17 protein-coding genes are annotated in these 15,299 nt (G+C 71.2%); all 17 read left to right on the top strand.

Annotated features, from left to right (window positions below):
* Positions 1 to 640 (top strand): outer membrane lipoprotein chaperone LolA (gene lolA, locus VGR37_09230; protein ID HEV2147569.1); only part of this gene is annotated, 640 nt, incomplete at its 5' end.
* Positions 641 to 759: 119 nt separating this feature from the next.
* Positions 760 to 1,263 (top strand): YajQ family cyclic di-GMP-binding protein, encoded by a 504-nt coding sequence (locus VGR37_09225; GenBank protein ID HEV2147568.1) that lies wholly within the window; start codon positions 760 to 762, stop codon positions 1,261 to 1,263.
* A gap of 347 nt (positions 1,264 to 1,610) precedes the next feature.
* Positions 1,611 to 2,903: a glutamate-1-semialdehyde 2,1-aminomutase gene (hemL, locus tag VGR37_09220; protein HEV2147567.1), complete on the top strand. Its 1,293-nt coding sequence runs from the start codon at positions 1,611 to 1,613 to the stop codon at positions 2,901 to 2,903.
* Positions 2,887 to 4,200 (top strand): SpoIID/LytB domain-containing protein, encoded by a 1,314-nt coding sequence (locus VGR37_09215; GenBank protein HEV2147566.1) that lies wholly within the window; start codon positions 2,887 to 2,889, stop codon positions 4,198 to 4,200. Before hemL ends, VGR37_09215 begins: the two co-directional genes overlap by 17 nt.
* Before the next feature lie 29 nt (positions 4,201 to 4,229).
* Positions 4,230 to 4,898: an outer membrane beta-barrel protein gene (locus VGR37_09210; GenBank protein HEV2147565.1), complete on the top strand. Its 669-nt coding sequence runs from the start codon at positions 4,230 to 4,232 to the stop codon at positions 4,896 to 4,898.
* Positions 4,895 to 5,899: a Gfo/Idh/MocA family oxidoreductase gene (locus VGR37_09205; GenBank protein HEV2147564.1), complete on the top strand. Its 1,005-nt coding sequence runs from the start codon at positions 4,895 to 4,897 to the stop codon at positions 5,897 to 5,899. The genes VGR37_09210 and VGR37_09205 overlap by 4 nt, the downstream gene beginning before the upstream one ends.
* Before the next feature lie 111 nt (positions 5,900 to 6,010).
* Entirely contained in the window at positions 6,011 to 6,436 is a 426-nt protein-coding gene (locus tag VGR37_09200; protein HEV2147563.1) for a ferritin-like domain-containing protein, read from the top strand.
* Positions 6,437 to 6,678: 242 nt separating this feature from the next.
* Complete coding sequence (rpmE, locus tag VGR37_09195; GenBank protein ID HEV2147562.1) at positions 6,679 to 6,891, top strand: 50S ribosomal protein L31; 213 nt, start codon at positions 6,679 to 6,681, stop codon at positions 6,889 to 6,891.
* Between the two features lie 45 nt (positions 6,892 to 6,936).
* On the top strand, positions 6,937 to 8,001 hold the full coding sequence (prfA, locus tag VGR37_09190; GenBank protein ID HEV2147561.1) for a peptide chain release factor 1: 1,065 nt from the start codon (positions 6,937 to 6,939) through the stop codon (positions 7,999 to 8,001).
* A gap of 214 nt (positions 8,002 to 8,215) precedes the next feature.
* Entirely contained in the window at positions 8,216 to 9,100 is an 885-nt protein-coding gene (prmC, locus tag VGR37_09185; GenBank protein ID HEV2147560.1) for a peptide chain release factor N(5)-glutamine methyltransferase, read from the top strand.
* A gap of 2 nt (positions 9,101 to 9,102) precedes the next feature.
* Positions 9,103 to 9,462, top strand: a complete 360-nt coding sequence (locus VGR37_09180; GenBank protein HEV2147559.1) for a YlbF family regulator — start codon at positions 9,103 to 9,105, stop codon at positions 9,460 to 9,462.
* A 12-nt stretch (positions 9,463 to 9,474) separates the two neighbouring features.
* On the top strand, positions 9,475 to 10,161 hold the full coding sequence (locus VGR37_09175) for a CDP-alcohol phosphatidyltransferase family protein (protein ID HEV2147558.1): 687 nt from the start codon (positions 9,475 to 9,477) through the stop codon (positions 10,159 to 10,161).
* Positions 10,158 to 11,504 carry an inositol-3-phosphate synthase gene (locus VGR37_09170; protein HEV2147557.1) on the top strand — a complete coding sequence of 449 codons (1,347 nt, stop codon included), beginning with the start codon at positions 10,158 to 10,160 and terminating at the stop codon, positions 11,502 to 11,504. The genes VGR37_09175 and VGR37_09170 overlap by 4 nt, the downstream gene beginning before the upstream one ends.
* A 317-nt stretch (positions 11,505 to 11,821) precedes the next feature.
* A complete protein-coding gene (locus VGR37_09165; protein ID HEV2147556.1) occupies positions 11,822 to 12,466 on the top strand; it encodes a YigZ family protein in 645 nt (214 codons plus the stop codon).
* A 150-nt stretch (positions 12,467 to 12,616) separates the two neighbouring features.
* Positions 12,617 to 13,009 carry a Minf_1886 family protein gene (locus VGR37_09160; protein HEV2147555.1) on the top strand — a complete coding sequence of 131 codons (393 nt, stop codon included), beginning with the start codon at positions 12,617 to 12,619 and terminating at the stop codon, positions 13,007 to 13,009.
* A 121-nt stretch (positions 13,010 to 13,130) separates the two neighbouring features.
* Positions 13,131 to 13,328, top strand: coding sequence for a hypothetical protein (locus VGR37_09155; protein ID HEV2147554.1), 198 nt, complete (start codon positions 13,131 to 13,133; stop codon positions 13,326 to 13,328).
* 104 nt (positions 13,329 to 13,432) lie between these two features.
* Positions 13,433 to 14,980, top strand: a complete 1,548-nt coding sequence (locus VGR37_09150; GenBank protein ID HEV2147553.1) for an NAD(P)H-hydrate dehydratase — start codon at positions 13,433 to 13,435, stop codon at positions 14,978 to 14,980.
* Positions 14,981 to 15,299: the final 319 nt, after the last annotated feature.

Genomic DNA, 15,299 nt, shown 5'->3' with positions numbered 1-15,299 from the left:
GGACGGGGCGAAGCAGCTCCCGGCCGCCCCGGGCGCGGCGCAGGCGGAGCGCGACGCCACCGCCGCCCAGATCCTGGAGCGCGTGGAGCGCACCCATGCCGGCGTCCGGTCCATGCAGGCGGACTTCGTGCAGGACCTGAGCGTCCCGCTCCTGGGCACCAGCCAGAGGAGCAGCGGCAAGCTCTACCAGCGCCGGCCGGACCGGTTCCTGATGAAGTTCTCGGACCCGGCGGGCGACGTGATCGTGGCGGACGGGCGCAGCTTCTGGATGTACTATCCGAGCAACGACCCCAAGCAGGTGATGAAGACCTCCATCGCCGAGGGGCGCGAGCAGGTGGACCTGCACCAGCAGTTCCTGAGCAATCCCACCGCGCGCTACAACGCGACGCTGGACGGAGAGGAGACGGTGGACGGCCACCGCACGCACGTGCTCACGCTGATCCCGAAGCAGCAGTCCCCGGTGCGGAAGCTGCGCATCTGGGTGGACCGCGACGACTTCGCCGTCCGCCGCTTCGAGATGACGGAGGAGAACGAGTCGGTGCGCCGCATCGAGCTGCGCAACCTCCGCCGCAACGTCGAGCTCCCCGACGCGCTCTTCGCCTTCACCCCACCCAGGGGCGCACAGGTCTTCGAGCAGTGACGCCGCGAACGGGCGGGCCCAGCGGCCCGCCCGTTCGCTTTCCGGCTTGCTCCCCCCGCGCCGTGCCCCGTAGATTCCGCCCGCGGGACCGAGGTTCCACCCACGGGCAGAGCGAGCAAATGGCAAAGAACGCCACCTTCGACATCAGTTCGGAAGTCGACCTCCAGGAGGTCGACAACGCCGTGAACCAGGCCTCCAAGGAGGTCGCGCAGCGGTACGACTTCAAGGGCACCACCGCCGAGATCGACTTCGACCGGAAGGCGGGCACCTTCACCCTCCTCGCCGAGGACGAGTACAAGCTCACCGCGCTGGTGGACGTGCTCCAGTCCAAGCTGATCAAGCGCGGCGTGCCGATCCGCAACCTGGACTACGGCACCGTGGAGCAGGCGTTCGGCGGGAAGGCGCGGCAGGTGATCACGCTCCAGCAGGGGATCCCCACCGAGAAGGCCAAGGATATCGTCAAGGCGATCAAGGCCGGGGGGTTCAAGAAGGTGCAGGCGCAGATCCAGGAGGAGCAGGTGCGGGTGCAGTCGGCCTCCATCGACGAGCTGCAGGCGGTGATCGCCATGCTGAAGCAGCAGGACTTCGGGATCGAGCTGCAGTTCGGGAACTTCCGGTCGTAGGAGTCCTGCCCCTCCCGCGCGTGGCGGTCGGGGGCGGGGATGGTCTCCGGAAGAAGTGAACCCGAAGGGACTCGCTTGCGAGCACTCGCTACGCTCAGACATCCACTTCTTCCTCCGACCACCCCCGCCCCCTCCCTGTGACCACCTCCGCCACGGTGCCGAACTGCAGTCGCCGTTCTCCCCTCTCCCGCTTGCGGGGGAGGGGCCGGGGGAGGGGGCCTGCCGCCGACTCACCCGATGCCGACCTGACAGGAAGCCCTCCCCCAGAATTGGGGGAGGGTGGCGAGCCTAAGCGAGCCGGGTGGGGGCCCCGGGCGGGGGCCCTGTAAGCTTCAAGCACAGGATCGATGAGAGATCGCAGCAGGTCCGCGGAGTGGTTCCAGCGCGCGCAGGAGGTCACCCCCGGCGGGGTCAACTCCCCCGTCCGCGCCTTCAACGCGGTGGGAGGGGAGCCGTTCTTCGTCGCGCGCGGCGAGGGAGCGCGCATCTGGGACGTGGACGGAAACGAGTACCTGGACTACGTCCTTTCCTGGGGGCCGCTGATCTTCGGGCACGCGCACCCGGTGCTGGTGGAGGCGGTTCGCGAGGCGGCGCTGCGGGGTACCTCGTATGGAGCGCCCACGTCGGCGGAGGTGGAGCTGGCGGAGGCGGTGCGCGGCTTCGTGCCGTCCATGGAGCGGGTGCGCTTCGTCAACAGCGGCACCGAGGCCACCATGTCGGCCATCCGGCTGGCGCGCGGCTTCACCGGCCGCCCCATGGTCCTCAAGTTCGAGGGGTGCTACCACGGGCACGGCGACTCTTTCCTGGTGAAGGCCGGCTCCGGCGTCGCCACCCTGGGCCTCCCCAACTCCCCCGGCGTGCCCGAGGAGCTTTCGAAGCTCACCCTCACTGCTCCCTTCAACGACATGGAGGCGGTGGCCGAGGTGTTCCGGGCGCATCCGGGGCGGATCGCCGCCGTGATCATGGAGCCGGTGGTCGGCAACGCCGGGTTCCTCGCGCCGGTGGACGGATTCCTGCAGGAGCTGCGGCGCATCACGGAAGAGGACGGGGCGCTCCTCGTCTTCGACGAGGTGATGACCGGCTTCCGGGTCGCGCCGGGCGGAGCGCAGGAGCGCTTCGGCGTTCGGCCGGACCTCACCACGCTGGGGAAGGTGATCGGCGGGGGGCTCCCGGTGGGCGCGTACGGCGGGCGCCGCGACGTCATGGAGCGGATCGCGCCGGTGGGCCCCGTCTACCAGGCGGGGACGCTCTCCGGCAACCCGCTGGCGATGGCCGCGGGGCTGGCGCAGCTCCGCATGCTGCGCGAGACGGACCCGTACCCGGAGCTGGAGCGCCGGACCGCGCGCCTGGTGGAGGGGCTCCTCGCCAGCGCCGCGGAGGCGGGCGTCCCCGCCACCGGCGGGAGCTTCGGCTCCATGTGGGGCACCTTCTTCACCGAGGGCCCGGTGCGCGACTTCACCGACGCGAAGCGCTCCGACGTGGCGCTGTTCCGGCGCTTCTTCCACGCGTGCCTGGAGCGCGGGGTGTTCTTCGCGCCCTCCGCCTTCGAGGCGGGCTTCCTTTCCACCGCACACACCGATACGGATGTCGAGGAGACCATCGGCCGCGCCCGGGAGGCGCTTCGTGCCGCGCTTGCGTAGCGTACCCGCGGTCGCCGCGGCGCTCCTGCTCGGGGCGTGCGTCCCGCGCACCGTGCCCCCCACCGTGCCGCCTCCGCCGCCCGCGCAGCCGCCGACCATCGTGATCCCGGCGGAGCCGCCGCTCGCCATCACGGAAGCGCCGCCGGTCCGCGTCGGGATCCTGGTGGACACCCCGCGCGTGGAGATCGTGGCCACCGCGCCCCTGACCATCTCCAGCACCGCCTCCGAGACCACGGTGGGGCGCGCGGCGGCCGGGGAGAGGCTGACGGTGGCCGCGGCTCCCGGCGGACGGCTCCGCGTCACCGGGAGCACGGGGGCCGAGCTGGCCTCTGCGCCGGGGCCGCTCCTCTTCCGTTCCCAGGGCGACGGGATGATCACCCTCGGCGGGAAGCCCTACCGCGGCGACGTCCTGGTGCAGTCCAGCACCTCCGGGAAGGTCACGGCGGTCAACGTGGTCGACATGGAGACGTACCTGCTGGGCGTGGTCCCCTTCGAGATCGGCAAGGTGGGGCCCGAGCTGCTGGAGGCCGCCAAGGCGCAGGCGGTCGCCGCGCGCACCTACGCAATCCGGTACCTGGGCCGGCGGGAGCAGCTCGGGTTCGACGTGTTCGCCACGGTGCAGGACCAGGTGTACGGCGGCGCCTCCGGCGAGCACGAGCCGGTCTCCCGCGCCGTCCGCGAGACCGCGGGGGAGATCCTCACCTACCGCGGGGAGCCCATCGAGGCCTACTACCACTCCACCTGCGCCGGGCAGACCGCCGCCATCGAGGAGGTGTGGAACGAGCGCCCCGTACCGTTCCTCGTCTCCGTGGTGGACGTGGACCCGGCCACCGGCGAGGCGTACGACCGCAGCTCCAGCCGCTTCCGCTGGACCCAGCGGTGGACGGCGGAGCAGATCAACTCCATCCTGGCGCGCACGCTGCGCGACTCGCTCCCGCGCGGGGTCGCCTCCGTGGGCGAGGTGCGCGACATGCGCGTGCTGGAGCGCACCCCGTCCGGCCGCGTCCGCACCATGCGGATCGAGACCACCAACGGGACCTTCACCGTGGGCAGGGACCGGGTCCGCTGGATCCTCCTGACCCCGGCGGGCGTGCCGCTCAACAGCTCCAAGTTCGACGTGGAGGTGGTGCGCGGCCCGGGCGGCCGGGTGACCGAGGTGGTGGCGACGGGCGGCGGGTGGGGGCACGGGATCGGGATGTGCCAGGTAGGGGCCATGGGCCGGGCGCGCGCCGGGCAGGACTACCGCACCATCCTGGGGACGTACTACCCGGGAACCCGCATCCGCGACCTGTACTGACCGCCTCGACCGGACCGGACCGACCGACGATGCGACACCTCGTGCCGCTGGCAGCGCTCGCCCTTCTCGCCTCCCCCGCGCTCGCGGCGGGGCAGAGCCTGGAGGACTACGACTACGAGAACCTGGAGTTCCGCGGCGTCGGCGCCGAGGTGGGGTACATCCTCCCCGCCCGCGTCGAGCCCGCCGCGGCCTTCGGGATCCGCGCCGACCTGGGTTACCTGGGCCCCGGCGTGCGCATCGTGCCTCGCGCCTCCTTCTGGTCCTCGCGCCTGCGCGAGGAGGAGGTGGAGGAGCTCCGCGGGAAGCTGCTCGGCCTCTGCCGCGAGCCGCTGGCCGACTGCCTGCGCGAGCTGGGGGAGATCCGGGTCAGCGACCTGGTCCTCGGCGTGGACGCGCACTACACCTTCGGCAGCGACGGAGTCCTCCCCTACGCCGGGGTGGGGACGGCGCTCCACCTCCTCAACGGCCGTGGCGAGGCCATCAACGGGACTTTCGTGGAAGACCTCCTGGACGCCATCGCCCCCGGGGTGGAGCTGGTGGGCGGCATCGAGCTCCCCTTCGGATCCGCGCTCCGCGTCTTCGCGGAGGCACGCGGGACGCTCTCCAGCGACGTGAAGTACGCCGGCCTCAGCCTGGGTGGAAGCTGGCGCTTCCCGTCGCCCCCCGTCCGCGGCGCCACCCCGGGAGGTGTCCGATGAGCCCCACGCGCCCGCCGGTCCGCGTCGCCGTCCTGGGCACCGGGAAGATCGCCCAGGTGGTGCACCTCCCCATCCTGCACCGCATGCGCGGGGTGGAGCTGGCGTCGGTGGTGGACACGGACGCCAACATGGCGCGGGCCATCGCGGGGCGCTTCGGCGCCGTTGCGCCGCGCTCGCAGGACGAGGTCTGGACGGACGAATCCATCCAGGCGGTCGTGATCTGTACGCCCAGCCACCTGCACGAGCAGCACGTGGTGGAAGCGCTCCAGGCCGGGAAGCACGTGCTCTGCGAAAAGCCGCTGGCGCTCACCGCGGAGGGGGTGGAGCGGATCCTGGCCCAGGAGGGCGCGGACGACCGCCTCCAGGTGGCGATGAACCAGCGCTTCCGCCCGGACGCCGTGGCGCTCAAGTCGTTCGTGGCCGGCGGGGAGCTGGGGGAGGTGTTCTACCTGAAGGCGGGGTGGCTGAACCGCTCCGTGGTGTCGCGCCGGAGCTGGCGGCAGCGCCGGGCGCAGGGGGGCGGCGCGCTGATGGACCTGGGCGTCCAGATGCTGGACCTGGCGCTCTGGCTCCTGGACTACCCCGAGGCCGAGCGGGTCACCGCCCACACGCACCGCGCCGCCGGCGCAGAGGTGGAGGACTCCGCGGCGCTGATGCTCCGCCTCAAGGGGGACCGGCTGATCGGCATCGAAGTGACCTCCAACCTGCTCGCCGAGCGCGACCGGCAGTTCCTGCACCTGATGGGGTCGGCGGGCTCCGGCTCGCTCTCGCCGCTCGGCGTCTTCAAGGACATGGAGAGCGGGCTGGTGGACGTCACGCCCCCCCTGGCGCCGGGGCGGGAGAACCTCTTCACCGCGTCGTACCGGCAGGAGCTGCAGTACTTCGTGGACGTGGTGCGCGGGGAGCGGCAGGCGGAGCGCCCCGGCGAGCACGTCGCGCTCATGCGGATCCTGGCCGCGGCGTACCGGTCCGCCGAGGAGCGGCGGGAGGTCTCGCTCTGACCCGATCCGGGGTGCGCTGGTATCCGACTTGCTCCCGTCCGGTGCCATGAAGACACCTGCAGACCCCCCGCCTCCGGCCGGCGGGGGGCCGGACCCCTTCCCGGAGCCATCATGTCGGACGTCAAGGAGCTGATCGACGGTCTCAACGAGGACCTCGCCGCCGAGTACCAGGCGGTGATCATGTACCGCACCTACGCCGCCCTGGTCACGGGGCCGTCCCGCCAGGAGCTGCGCGGCTTCTTCGAGAGCGAGATCCCCGACGAGCTGGCCCACGCCGCCTTCCTGGCCGACAAGATCGTCGCCCTGGGCGGCACGCCCGTGGTCGCCCCCGCGCCGGTTCCGATCGCCAAGGACAACCGGGAGATGCTGGAGAACGCCCTCCAGGGCGAGGTGGACACCATCGAGCGGTACACGCGCCGGATCGAGCAGGCGGAGAGGGCCGGGGAGATCTCCATCAAGATCCAGCTCGAGGGCCTGATCGTCGACGAGAGCAACCACCGCGACGACATTCGCCGCATGCTCATCGACTGGAGGTAGCGGCTCGATAAATCCCGTGACTCTGCGTTGCAGCTCGTCGGGTCTCCCTGCGGCGTACATGAAGTACGCCTCGGTCGCCCCTCCTCACGCGCCTTGATTCACGGGATTTCTCTTCGCCGGGTACCGACCCGGATCCACCCGCGGGTTGCCCGCAAGTGCCCCCGTGGCTATATTTGCGGGATTGATACAATCCCACCGGCGCGTTCCGGTGGCAGCTTCGTCACCGAAAAAGCTGGGGCGTCATGAAGCCGGACATCCATCCCGAATACAAGACCGCCACGGTGCACTGCGCCTGCGGCAACAACTTCCAGACCCGCTCGACCACCGAGGACATCCACGTCGAGGTCTGCTCGTCCTGCCACCCGTTCTTCACGGGCAAGCAGAAGCTGATGGACACCGCGGGGCGCGTCGAGAGGTTCCGGCAGCGGTACGCCGGCACGGAAGCGGCCAAGTAACCAAGGAGCCGGGGCCGACGCCCCGGCTCTCTCGCTTGTGACGTGATGGACGACCGTATCCGGGAGATCGAGCGCAGGCACGAGGAGCTTTCCCAGCGCCTCGCCGACCCCCAGGTCCTCGCCGACTCGAAGCGCCTCCGCGACCTTTCGCGCGAGCACACCCACCTCTCGCAGATCGTCGAGACGGCGGGGCGGCTCCGCCGCGCGCAGGAGGAGCTCGCCGGTGCGCACGCCCTTCTCGAGGAGGAGGGCGACGCCGACATGCGCGCCCTCGCCGCAGCCGAGGCGGAGTCGCTTTCCGCCGAGGTGGAGCGGCTGGACGAGGCGCTGCGCCTCCTGCTCGTCCCCCGCGACCCGCTGGACGACCGCGACGCCGTCGTGGAGATCCGCGCCGGGACGGGCGGCGACGAGGCCGCGCTCTTCGCGGGCGACCTGCTGCGCATGTACCAGCGCTTCGCGGAGGGGCGCGGCTGGCAGGTGGAGCTGGTCTCCCTGTCCGAGGGGACCATGGGCGGCGTGAAGGACGCCGTGTTCGTGGCCCGCGGCGCCCACGCCTACGGAGACCTCCGCTACGAGTCGGGGGTGCACCGCGTGCAGCGCGTCCCGGCCACCGAGACGCAGGGACGGATCCACACCTCCGCCGCCACGGTGGCCGTGCTCCCGGAGGCCGAGGAGGTGGACGTGCAGATCGACCCCGGCGAGATCCGTATCGACGTGTTCCGCGCCTCCGGCGCCGGCGGGCAGCACGTCAACAAGACCGAGTCCGCCGTGCGCATCACCCACCTCCCCACTGGGCTGGTGGTGAGCTGCCAGGACGAGAAGTCCCAGCACAAGAACAAGGACCGCGCCCTCGGCGTCCTCCGCTCGCGCCTCCTGGACCTGCGCATCGCCGAGCAGGAGGCGGAGCGCGCCCGCGACCGCAAGCTGCAGGTGGGCACCGGCGACCGCTCGGCCAAGATCCGCACCTACAACTTCCCCCAGAGCCGCGTCACCGACCACCGGATCGGCTACACCACCCACGCCCTGCAGCAGGTGCTCGACGGCGGCCTCGACGAGCTGATCGAGCGCCTGAAGCTCGCCAGCCAGGATGAGCGCGACCGTGCCGCCTAGCGTCAGCGCCTCGATAAATCGCGCGACTCTGCGTGGGAACTGCGGTTCCCTTCGGTCACGCTGCTCGTCGGGGTTCTTCGCACGCTTCGCGTGCTCAGTCTGGGGATGCCCTGCGGCGTACATGAAGTACGCCTCAGTCGCCCCTCCTCGCGCGCCTTGATTCGCACGATTTCTCTGCGGCTAACCATCCAAGGCATTGGTGAGTAGCATCAGCGTGTCTTCGGAAGCAGAGCGTAAGGTCTGGACCGTCATGGAGATGGTCCGCTGGACGGAGGGGTACCTTAGGGAGCGCGGGTTCGAGAATCCCCGCCTCAACGCGGAGCTGCTTCTCGCCGGGACGCTGCGCCTCAAGCGGCTCGACCTCTACCTCCAGTTCGACCGGCCGCTGACCCCGGAAGAGCTGGCCGAGTTCAAGGTCCGGCTCCGGAGGCGTGCGAAGCGGGAGCCGCTGCAGTACATTGAGGGTGAAGCCGCCTTCCGCGACCTGGTCCTCCGCGTCGACCGACGCGTCCTGATCCCCCGCTCCGAGACCGAGATCCTGGTGGACACGGTGCTCGCCTGGGCACGGGGGAGGGAAGGGCTGCACGCGCTGGACGTGGGGACCGGATCCGGCGCCATCGCACTGAGCCTGGCGACCGAGGGCCCCTTCGCCCGCGTGGCCGCCACGGACGTCTCCGCCGACGCGCTGGAGGTTGCGCGCGCCAACCACGCCGCGGCGGCCCCCGCGTCGCCGGTCGAGTTCCACCACGGGCCGGTCTACGCGCCGGTTCGCGGCCAGAGCTTCGACGTGGTGGTCTCCAACCCGCCGTACGTCGGCGAGGCGGAGCGCGACTCGCTGGGCGCCGAGGTGCGCGACTGGGAGCCGGCGCTGGCGCTCTTCGCGGGCGATGCAGGGCTGGACGTGATCCGCGAGATCGTGTCCGGGGCGCCGGAGATGCTCCGGCCGGGGGGGCTGCTGGCCCTGGAGATCGGCTGGCGGCAGGCGGAGGCGGTATCCGAGCTGATTCGCGCCGCGGACGGCCTCACCGAGCCCGTGGTGCGCAGGGACCTGGAGGGGCGCGACCGGATCGTCACCGCAGAACGGGGCAACAGGGAGTGAGCATGGATGCGATGTGGGAGAGGGCGCGCGAGGTGGGCCGGCTGCTCGCGCAGACCGACGAGTACAAGGCCCTGAAGCGCGCCAACGACCGGCTCTCCGACGACCGCGAGGCGGTGACGAGGATGAACCGCCTGGCGGAGCTGCAGGACGAGCTGGCGCTCTCGCTGCACCGCGGCGCGGAGCCGTCGCAGGAGCTGCAGGACGAGTACGAGCGGCTGGTGGGGGAGATCCAGGGGAACTCCGTCTACCAGGGGCTGGTCGCCGCGCAGAGCAACTTCGACCGCGTGATGACGCGGATCAACGAGGAGATCGCGCGCGGGATCGAGGCCGGCGCGCAGAGCCGGATCATCCTCCCCTCCTGAGCCCGGACGCGAATGGGGCTTCGTAACCCCTGGGTGGAGAACACCGTCCTCGGTCTCCTGGACCCGGTGACCGACTGGCTGGTGCGCCGCGGGGTCCACCCCAATGCCATCACGACCGCGGGGTTCCTCGTCACCTGCTCGGCCGGCCTCGCCTTCCACTGGGGGAGCGTCCCCCTGGGCGGGCTGCTGGTGCTCCTGGGCGGGCTGTTCGACGTCTTCGACGGGCGGGTGGCGCGGGCCAGCGGGCTCGCCTCAGCGTTCGGCTCGTTCTACGACTCCACGCTGGACCGGATCTCCGAGGTGGTCGTCTTCCTGGGGATCCTTTCGCTGTACAACGACTACCGCGTCGAGCTGGGCGACGTGGGGATGATCTACACCGTGCTGCTGGCCATGGCCGGCTCGCTCATGGTGTCGTACACCCGCGCCCGCGCCGAGGGGCTGGGGATCGACTGCAAGGTGGGGATGATGCAGCGCCCCGAGCGGATCGTCCTCATCGGCATCGCCGCGCTCTTCTTCGGCACTCTGTGGCAGGGACTGGTGTTGAAGGGGGTGCTGATCGCCATGGCGATCCTGACCAACTTCACCGCGGTCCAGCGGATCGTCTGGGTGTACCGTTTCACGCGGGTCCCGGAGAACGCGTCGCCGACCCCGCCGGCCCGCCACGAACCGACACGCTCCAGCAACCAAGGCCAACCATGAGCAACGATATCAAGAACCCGCGCCCCGCCGGGGGCCGCCTCGGGATCCTCCTTCCCGGGCTCGGCGCCGTCTCCACCACCCTGATCGCCGGGGTGGAGCTGGCCCGGCGCGGCCTGGGCCGCCCCATCGGCAGCGTTACGCAGATGGGGACCATCCGCCTGGGCAAGCGCAGCGAGAAGCGCTCGCCCATGATCAAGGACTTCGTCCCCCTCGCCGAGCTGAACGACATCGTCTTCGGCGCGTGGGACCCGTTCCCGGACAACGCGTACGAGGCGGCGCGCAAGGCCGGCGTGCTCGACAAGCACGAGCACATCGAGCCCATCGCCGACTTCCTGAAGTCCATCGAGCCCATGCCGGCCGCCTTCGACCAGCGCTACGTCAAGAAGCTGGAGGGCGTGCACGTGAAGCCCGGCACCAGCAAGCGCGAGTGGGCCGAGGCGCTGCGTGAGGACATCCGCCGCTTCAAGGCCGAGAAGGGGTGCGACCGGCTGGTGATGGTGTGGTGCGGCTCCACCGAGGTGTTCATCCGCCCCGGCCCCGTGCACCAGTCGCTGGACGCCTTCGAGAAGGCGCTGGACGAGAACGACGACGCCATCGCCCCGAGCATGCTGTACGCGTACGCCGCGCTCAAGGAGGGCGTGCCCTACGCCAACGGCGCGCCGAACCTGTCCGTCGACTTCCCGGCCATGCTGGAGCTGGCCGCGCAGAACGAGGTGCCGGTGGCCGGGAAGGACTTCAAGACGGGGCAGACCCTGATGAAGACCGTCCTGGCGCCCGCCTTCAAGGCCCGCATGCTGGGCGTGGACGGCTGGTACTCCACGAACATCCTGGGGAACCGCGACGGCGAGGTGCTGGACGACCCGGAGTCGTTCAAGACCAAGGAGGAGTCCAAGCTCGGGGTGCTGGAGTACATCCTGCAGCCGGAGGTGTACCCGGAGCTGTACGGCAAGATCTACCACAAGGTGCGGATCAACTACTACCCGCCGCGTGGGGACGCGAAGGAGGGGTGGGACAACATCGACATCCGCGGGTGGCTGGACTACCCCATGCAGATCAAGGTGGACTTCCTCTGCCGGGACTCCATCCTCGCCGCGCCCATCGTGCTGGACCTGGCGCTCTTCCTGGACCTGGCCTCGCGCTCGGGGATGCACGGGATCCAGGAGTGGCTCTCGTTCTACCTCAAGAGCCCGATGCACGCGGAAGAGGTGTACCCGGAGCACGACCTGTTCATCCAGCAGATGAAGCTGAAGAACACGCTCCGCTGGCTCATGGGCGAGGAGCAGATCACGCACCTGGGGCTGGAGTACTACCTGGACGAGGTGGCGGAGCTCGCGGGCGTTTAGCTTCTGCGTTAGGGGCCGCTCCGGAGCCAAGCCAAACAGCGGCTTGTCTCCTGCGCGGGTCGCGGAGACCCGGGAAACAGCCCCCGGGTCTCCGCTCCGGCTCCGGGAGCCAGCCGAAACTGCCCGGCTGTCTCCCTCCGCAACGTCTTTCGGGAACGGCAGGGAACGGCGGAACAGCGGGAACGGCCCGCGCAGGCGGGCTTCGTGCCGTTGTGGCGCTGCACGCTGCGCGTGCACCGTATGAAGCAGCGGTTTCAACCGCCCGGAATATTCGGCGCCCGCCCTCACCGGCGGGCGTTTCTCGCATTGGGGGTCTCGTGAGCGCCGAATCGTTCGTCACACTCGCCGGGCCGGGGGAGGCCGACACCCGCGTCAGGGCCTCCACCTTCCACGCGCTCGCCGTGCCGGTGGAGACGGAGGAGGAGGCGCGGGCGGTGGTGGCGGGGCGGGCGAAGGAGATGTTCGACGCGGCGCACCACTGCTCGGCGTGGCGGCTGCGCGACGGGACGGGGCGCGCGAACGATGCGGGGGAGCCCTCCGGGAGCGCGGGGGCGCCGATCCTCGCCATGATCGACGGGGCGGGGGTGACGGACTGCTGCGTGGTGGTGACGCGCTACTTCGGGGGGACCAAGCTGGGAGTGGGCGGGCTGGTGCGGGCGTACGGGGAGGCCGCGGCGCTCGCGCTGGAGGCGGCGCCAAGGCGGGCGGGGATGCGCGCGGTGCGGCTGCGGGTGCGCTATCCGTACGAGCACACCGCCGCGGTCATGCGGATGCTGGAGCGCGTGGGGGCGGACGAGGTGGAGCACGGGTACGCCGAGGGAGGGAGCCTGGGCGAGGTGGAGTTCGCGGTCGGAGCGGGGGCCGAGGAGGCCGTCGCGGAGCTCCTGCGGGAGGAGACGGCGGGCTCGGTGGCGCCGGAGCGAACCGGGGAAACGGTGCTGTATCGGAACGAGATCCGGTGACCGCGGTACAGAAAGGACCGATCGGCCTTCCGGCCCCCCATTCCGGGCCTCACCGAGGGCCGCGCCGGCCACCCGTTTGGACGAAGGAATGCGCGTGACGACTCTCACCCCGGCCCGCACCCCGCGGTCCGGCCGCGGCGGGGAAGGGCCATGAGCGAGCTGGTGCTCGCCGACGTGGTCATCGACCACCTGCGGAAGCGGTACCCGTGCTACCACGAGACGGCCTACCTCTTCATCCTCTCCGGGCTCCACTACACCATCGAGCGCCTCGGCGAAACCCGCCACATCACCGGGCGGGAGCTGACCGAGGGGTGCCGCGACCTGGCGATCGAGCGGTACGGCCCCATGGCCCGCTCCGTCCTGGAGTTCTGGGGGATCCGCTCCACGCGCGACCTGGGCTCCCTCGTCTTCGCGCTGGTGGAGTGCGGCGTACTGGTCAAGCAGGAGACGGACGACCTGGACGACTTCGACGGGGTGTACGACTTCAGCCACGCCTTCGAGCGCGACTATCCCTGGGCGGCTCCCCGGGAGCTGCGCGGCTGAAGGGTCGGGCGCTCTCCTGAAGCCGCGATGTGTGGAACGGGGATTGCGGGCGGTGGCGCCCGCTACAACGGGGGCGGGCGGCGCCCCCGCGTTCGCACCTGTTGAGGGGAGGGGATGATCGATGCCGAACGAGCGCGAGTTTCCGCAGTGCCAGAAGTGCGACAAGGGCCTTCTGGTCCCCCTGTCCGACTACGGGCGGGACGGCGCCCCCATCACCTACAAGGCGTGGGTGTGCACCAACCCTGATTGCGGCTTCAACATCCGGATCGACAACGGGGAGATCAGCTTCGGACGCACAATCGGTCAGAGCTACAAGTAGGGCGGCTCGCCCTCGTGAAGACTTTCGAACGCCCACGGTACCCGCCGTGGGCGTCGCTCATCCCGGCTCCTCCTCCGCCCATGCCCGACCTCGCCCGACCCCCCGTGTCCGATGCGGACCGCGAGCGCCCCTTCGCCGCGGGCGGCGTCCCCGTGCTCACCGCCGACGAGATGCGCGCCTGGGACCGCCGCGCCATCCAGGAGCGGGGGATTCCCGAGCGCGTGCTGATGGAGGCCGCCGGCCGCGCCGCCGCGGAGGTCGTCGCCCGGCTCCACCCCGAGGGGCGCGTGGTGGCCGCCGTGGGCGGCGGCAACAACGGAGGGGACGCGCTGGTGCTCCTGCGGACCCTCGCCGCGCGGGGGCGGGAGGTCGCTGCCGTGCAGGCGGCGAGCGGGCTCCCCGACCGGGCCCTGCTCCACGACTGGGAGCTGGAGGTCGTCCCCGCCTCCGAGGCCGCGGCCGCGTTCCGCGGCGCCGAAGTCGTGGTCGACGGAATCCTCGGCACGGGGGCGAAGGGCGCTCCGCGCGCGTCGGCGGCCGAGGTGATCGAGGCGATCAACGCCTCGGGCCGCCCCGTGGTCGCGCTCGACGGACCGTCCGGGGTGGACATGACCACCGGCCGGGCGGAGGGGGCCGCCGTCCGCGCCGCGGTCACGGTGACCTTCGCCACGCCCAAGCGCGGGCTGCTGCTCTTTCCCGGCCGGGAGCTGGCAGGCCGCGTCGTCGTGGTGGAGGTCGGGTTCCCACCCCTCGCGCCGGGTGCCGCCCACGCGCGGGCCGTCACGGAAGCGTGGGTACGCGCCCGCCTCCCCCGCGTCCCCGCGAACGCGCACAAGGGAACGTTGGGCACGGTGTGCGCCGTCGCCGGGCGGAGCGGGGTGGGGGGCGCAGCCGTGATGGTGGCGATGGGCGCGCTGCGGGCGGGGGCGGGGATGGTGCGCGTCGTCTCCCATGCCGACAACCGCGTGGTCCTGCAGCAGGCGGTGCCCGAGGCGCTGTTCACCGACCGTGCCTCCGGCGAGGTGGAGGACGCGCTGGGGATTGCCGACTCGATCGTGGCGGGGCCGGGGATGGGGACGGGAGAAGCCGACCTCGACCTCCTCCTCCGTGTCGCCCGAAGCGGCGACGCCCCGCTCCTCCTGGATGCGGACGCCGTGACGCTCCTCGCCCGCGAACCGGACCTGCGCGACGAGATCCGCGCTCCGCTCCTCCTTACCCCCCACCCCGGCGAAGCCTCGCGCCTGCTGGCGTGCGGGATCCCGGAGATCACCTCTGATCCGTTCGCCGCGGCGGCGGAAATCGCCGCGCGATTCCGCTGCACCGTGCTCCTGAAGGGCGCGCCGTCGCTGGTCGCCGCCCCCGGCGAGCCGACGCTGGTGAGCGTCGCGGGCCACTCCGGGATCGCCACCGGCGGGATGGGCGACACCCTCTCCGGCGTCGCGGGGGCGCTGCTGGGGATGGGATGCTCCCCCCGTGAGGCCGGGGCGATCGGCCTCTTCCTCTCCGGGCGCGCCGCGGAGATCGCCGGGCGGGGGCGCTCGCTCCTCCCGCGCGACGTGGACGCCGCGCTTCCGAATGCCTACGCCGCGCTGGCCGCCGACGAGCGCTCCGAGCTCCCGGCGGCGCTCTTCGATCTCCGGGCGGCTTACTAAAGGCTCCAGGGGCGCGGGAGTTCGCGGACCGTGGCTCTATCGCGCGGACGGTCGGAGGCGGGATGGCCTCCGGCAAAAGCCAAACTCGCTGCGCTCGAACACAAGGCTTTTTCCTCCGACCACCCCGCCTTCTCCCTGTCGGCATTTTTCCGCACCGGCCTGAACTGCCGTTGCCGTACTCCCCTCCCCCTTGCGGCTACGCATTACCCACAAGTCGAGAAGGGGGAGAACGATGGGAGCAGGAGGAGGTAAGAGGGAGGGCAGGTAGGGAGAGGAGGGAACCGAAGGCAGGAAGAGAGGTTGATGGTTGCCTGGGTGG

This window comes from Longimicrobiaceae bacterium, assembly GCA_035936415.1.
Classification (GTDB): Bacteria; Gemmatimonadota; Gemmatimonadetes; order Longimicrobiales; family Longimicrobiaceae; genus JAFAYN01.
Note: the sequence above shows the minus strand (reverse complement) of the source record. Positions and strands in the feature narration are given on the sequence as shown.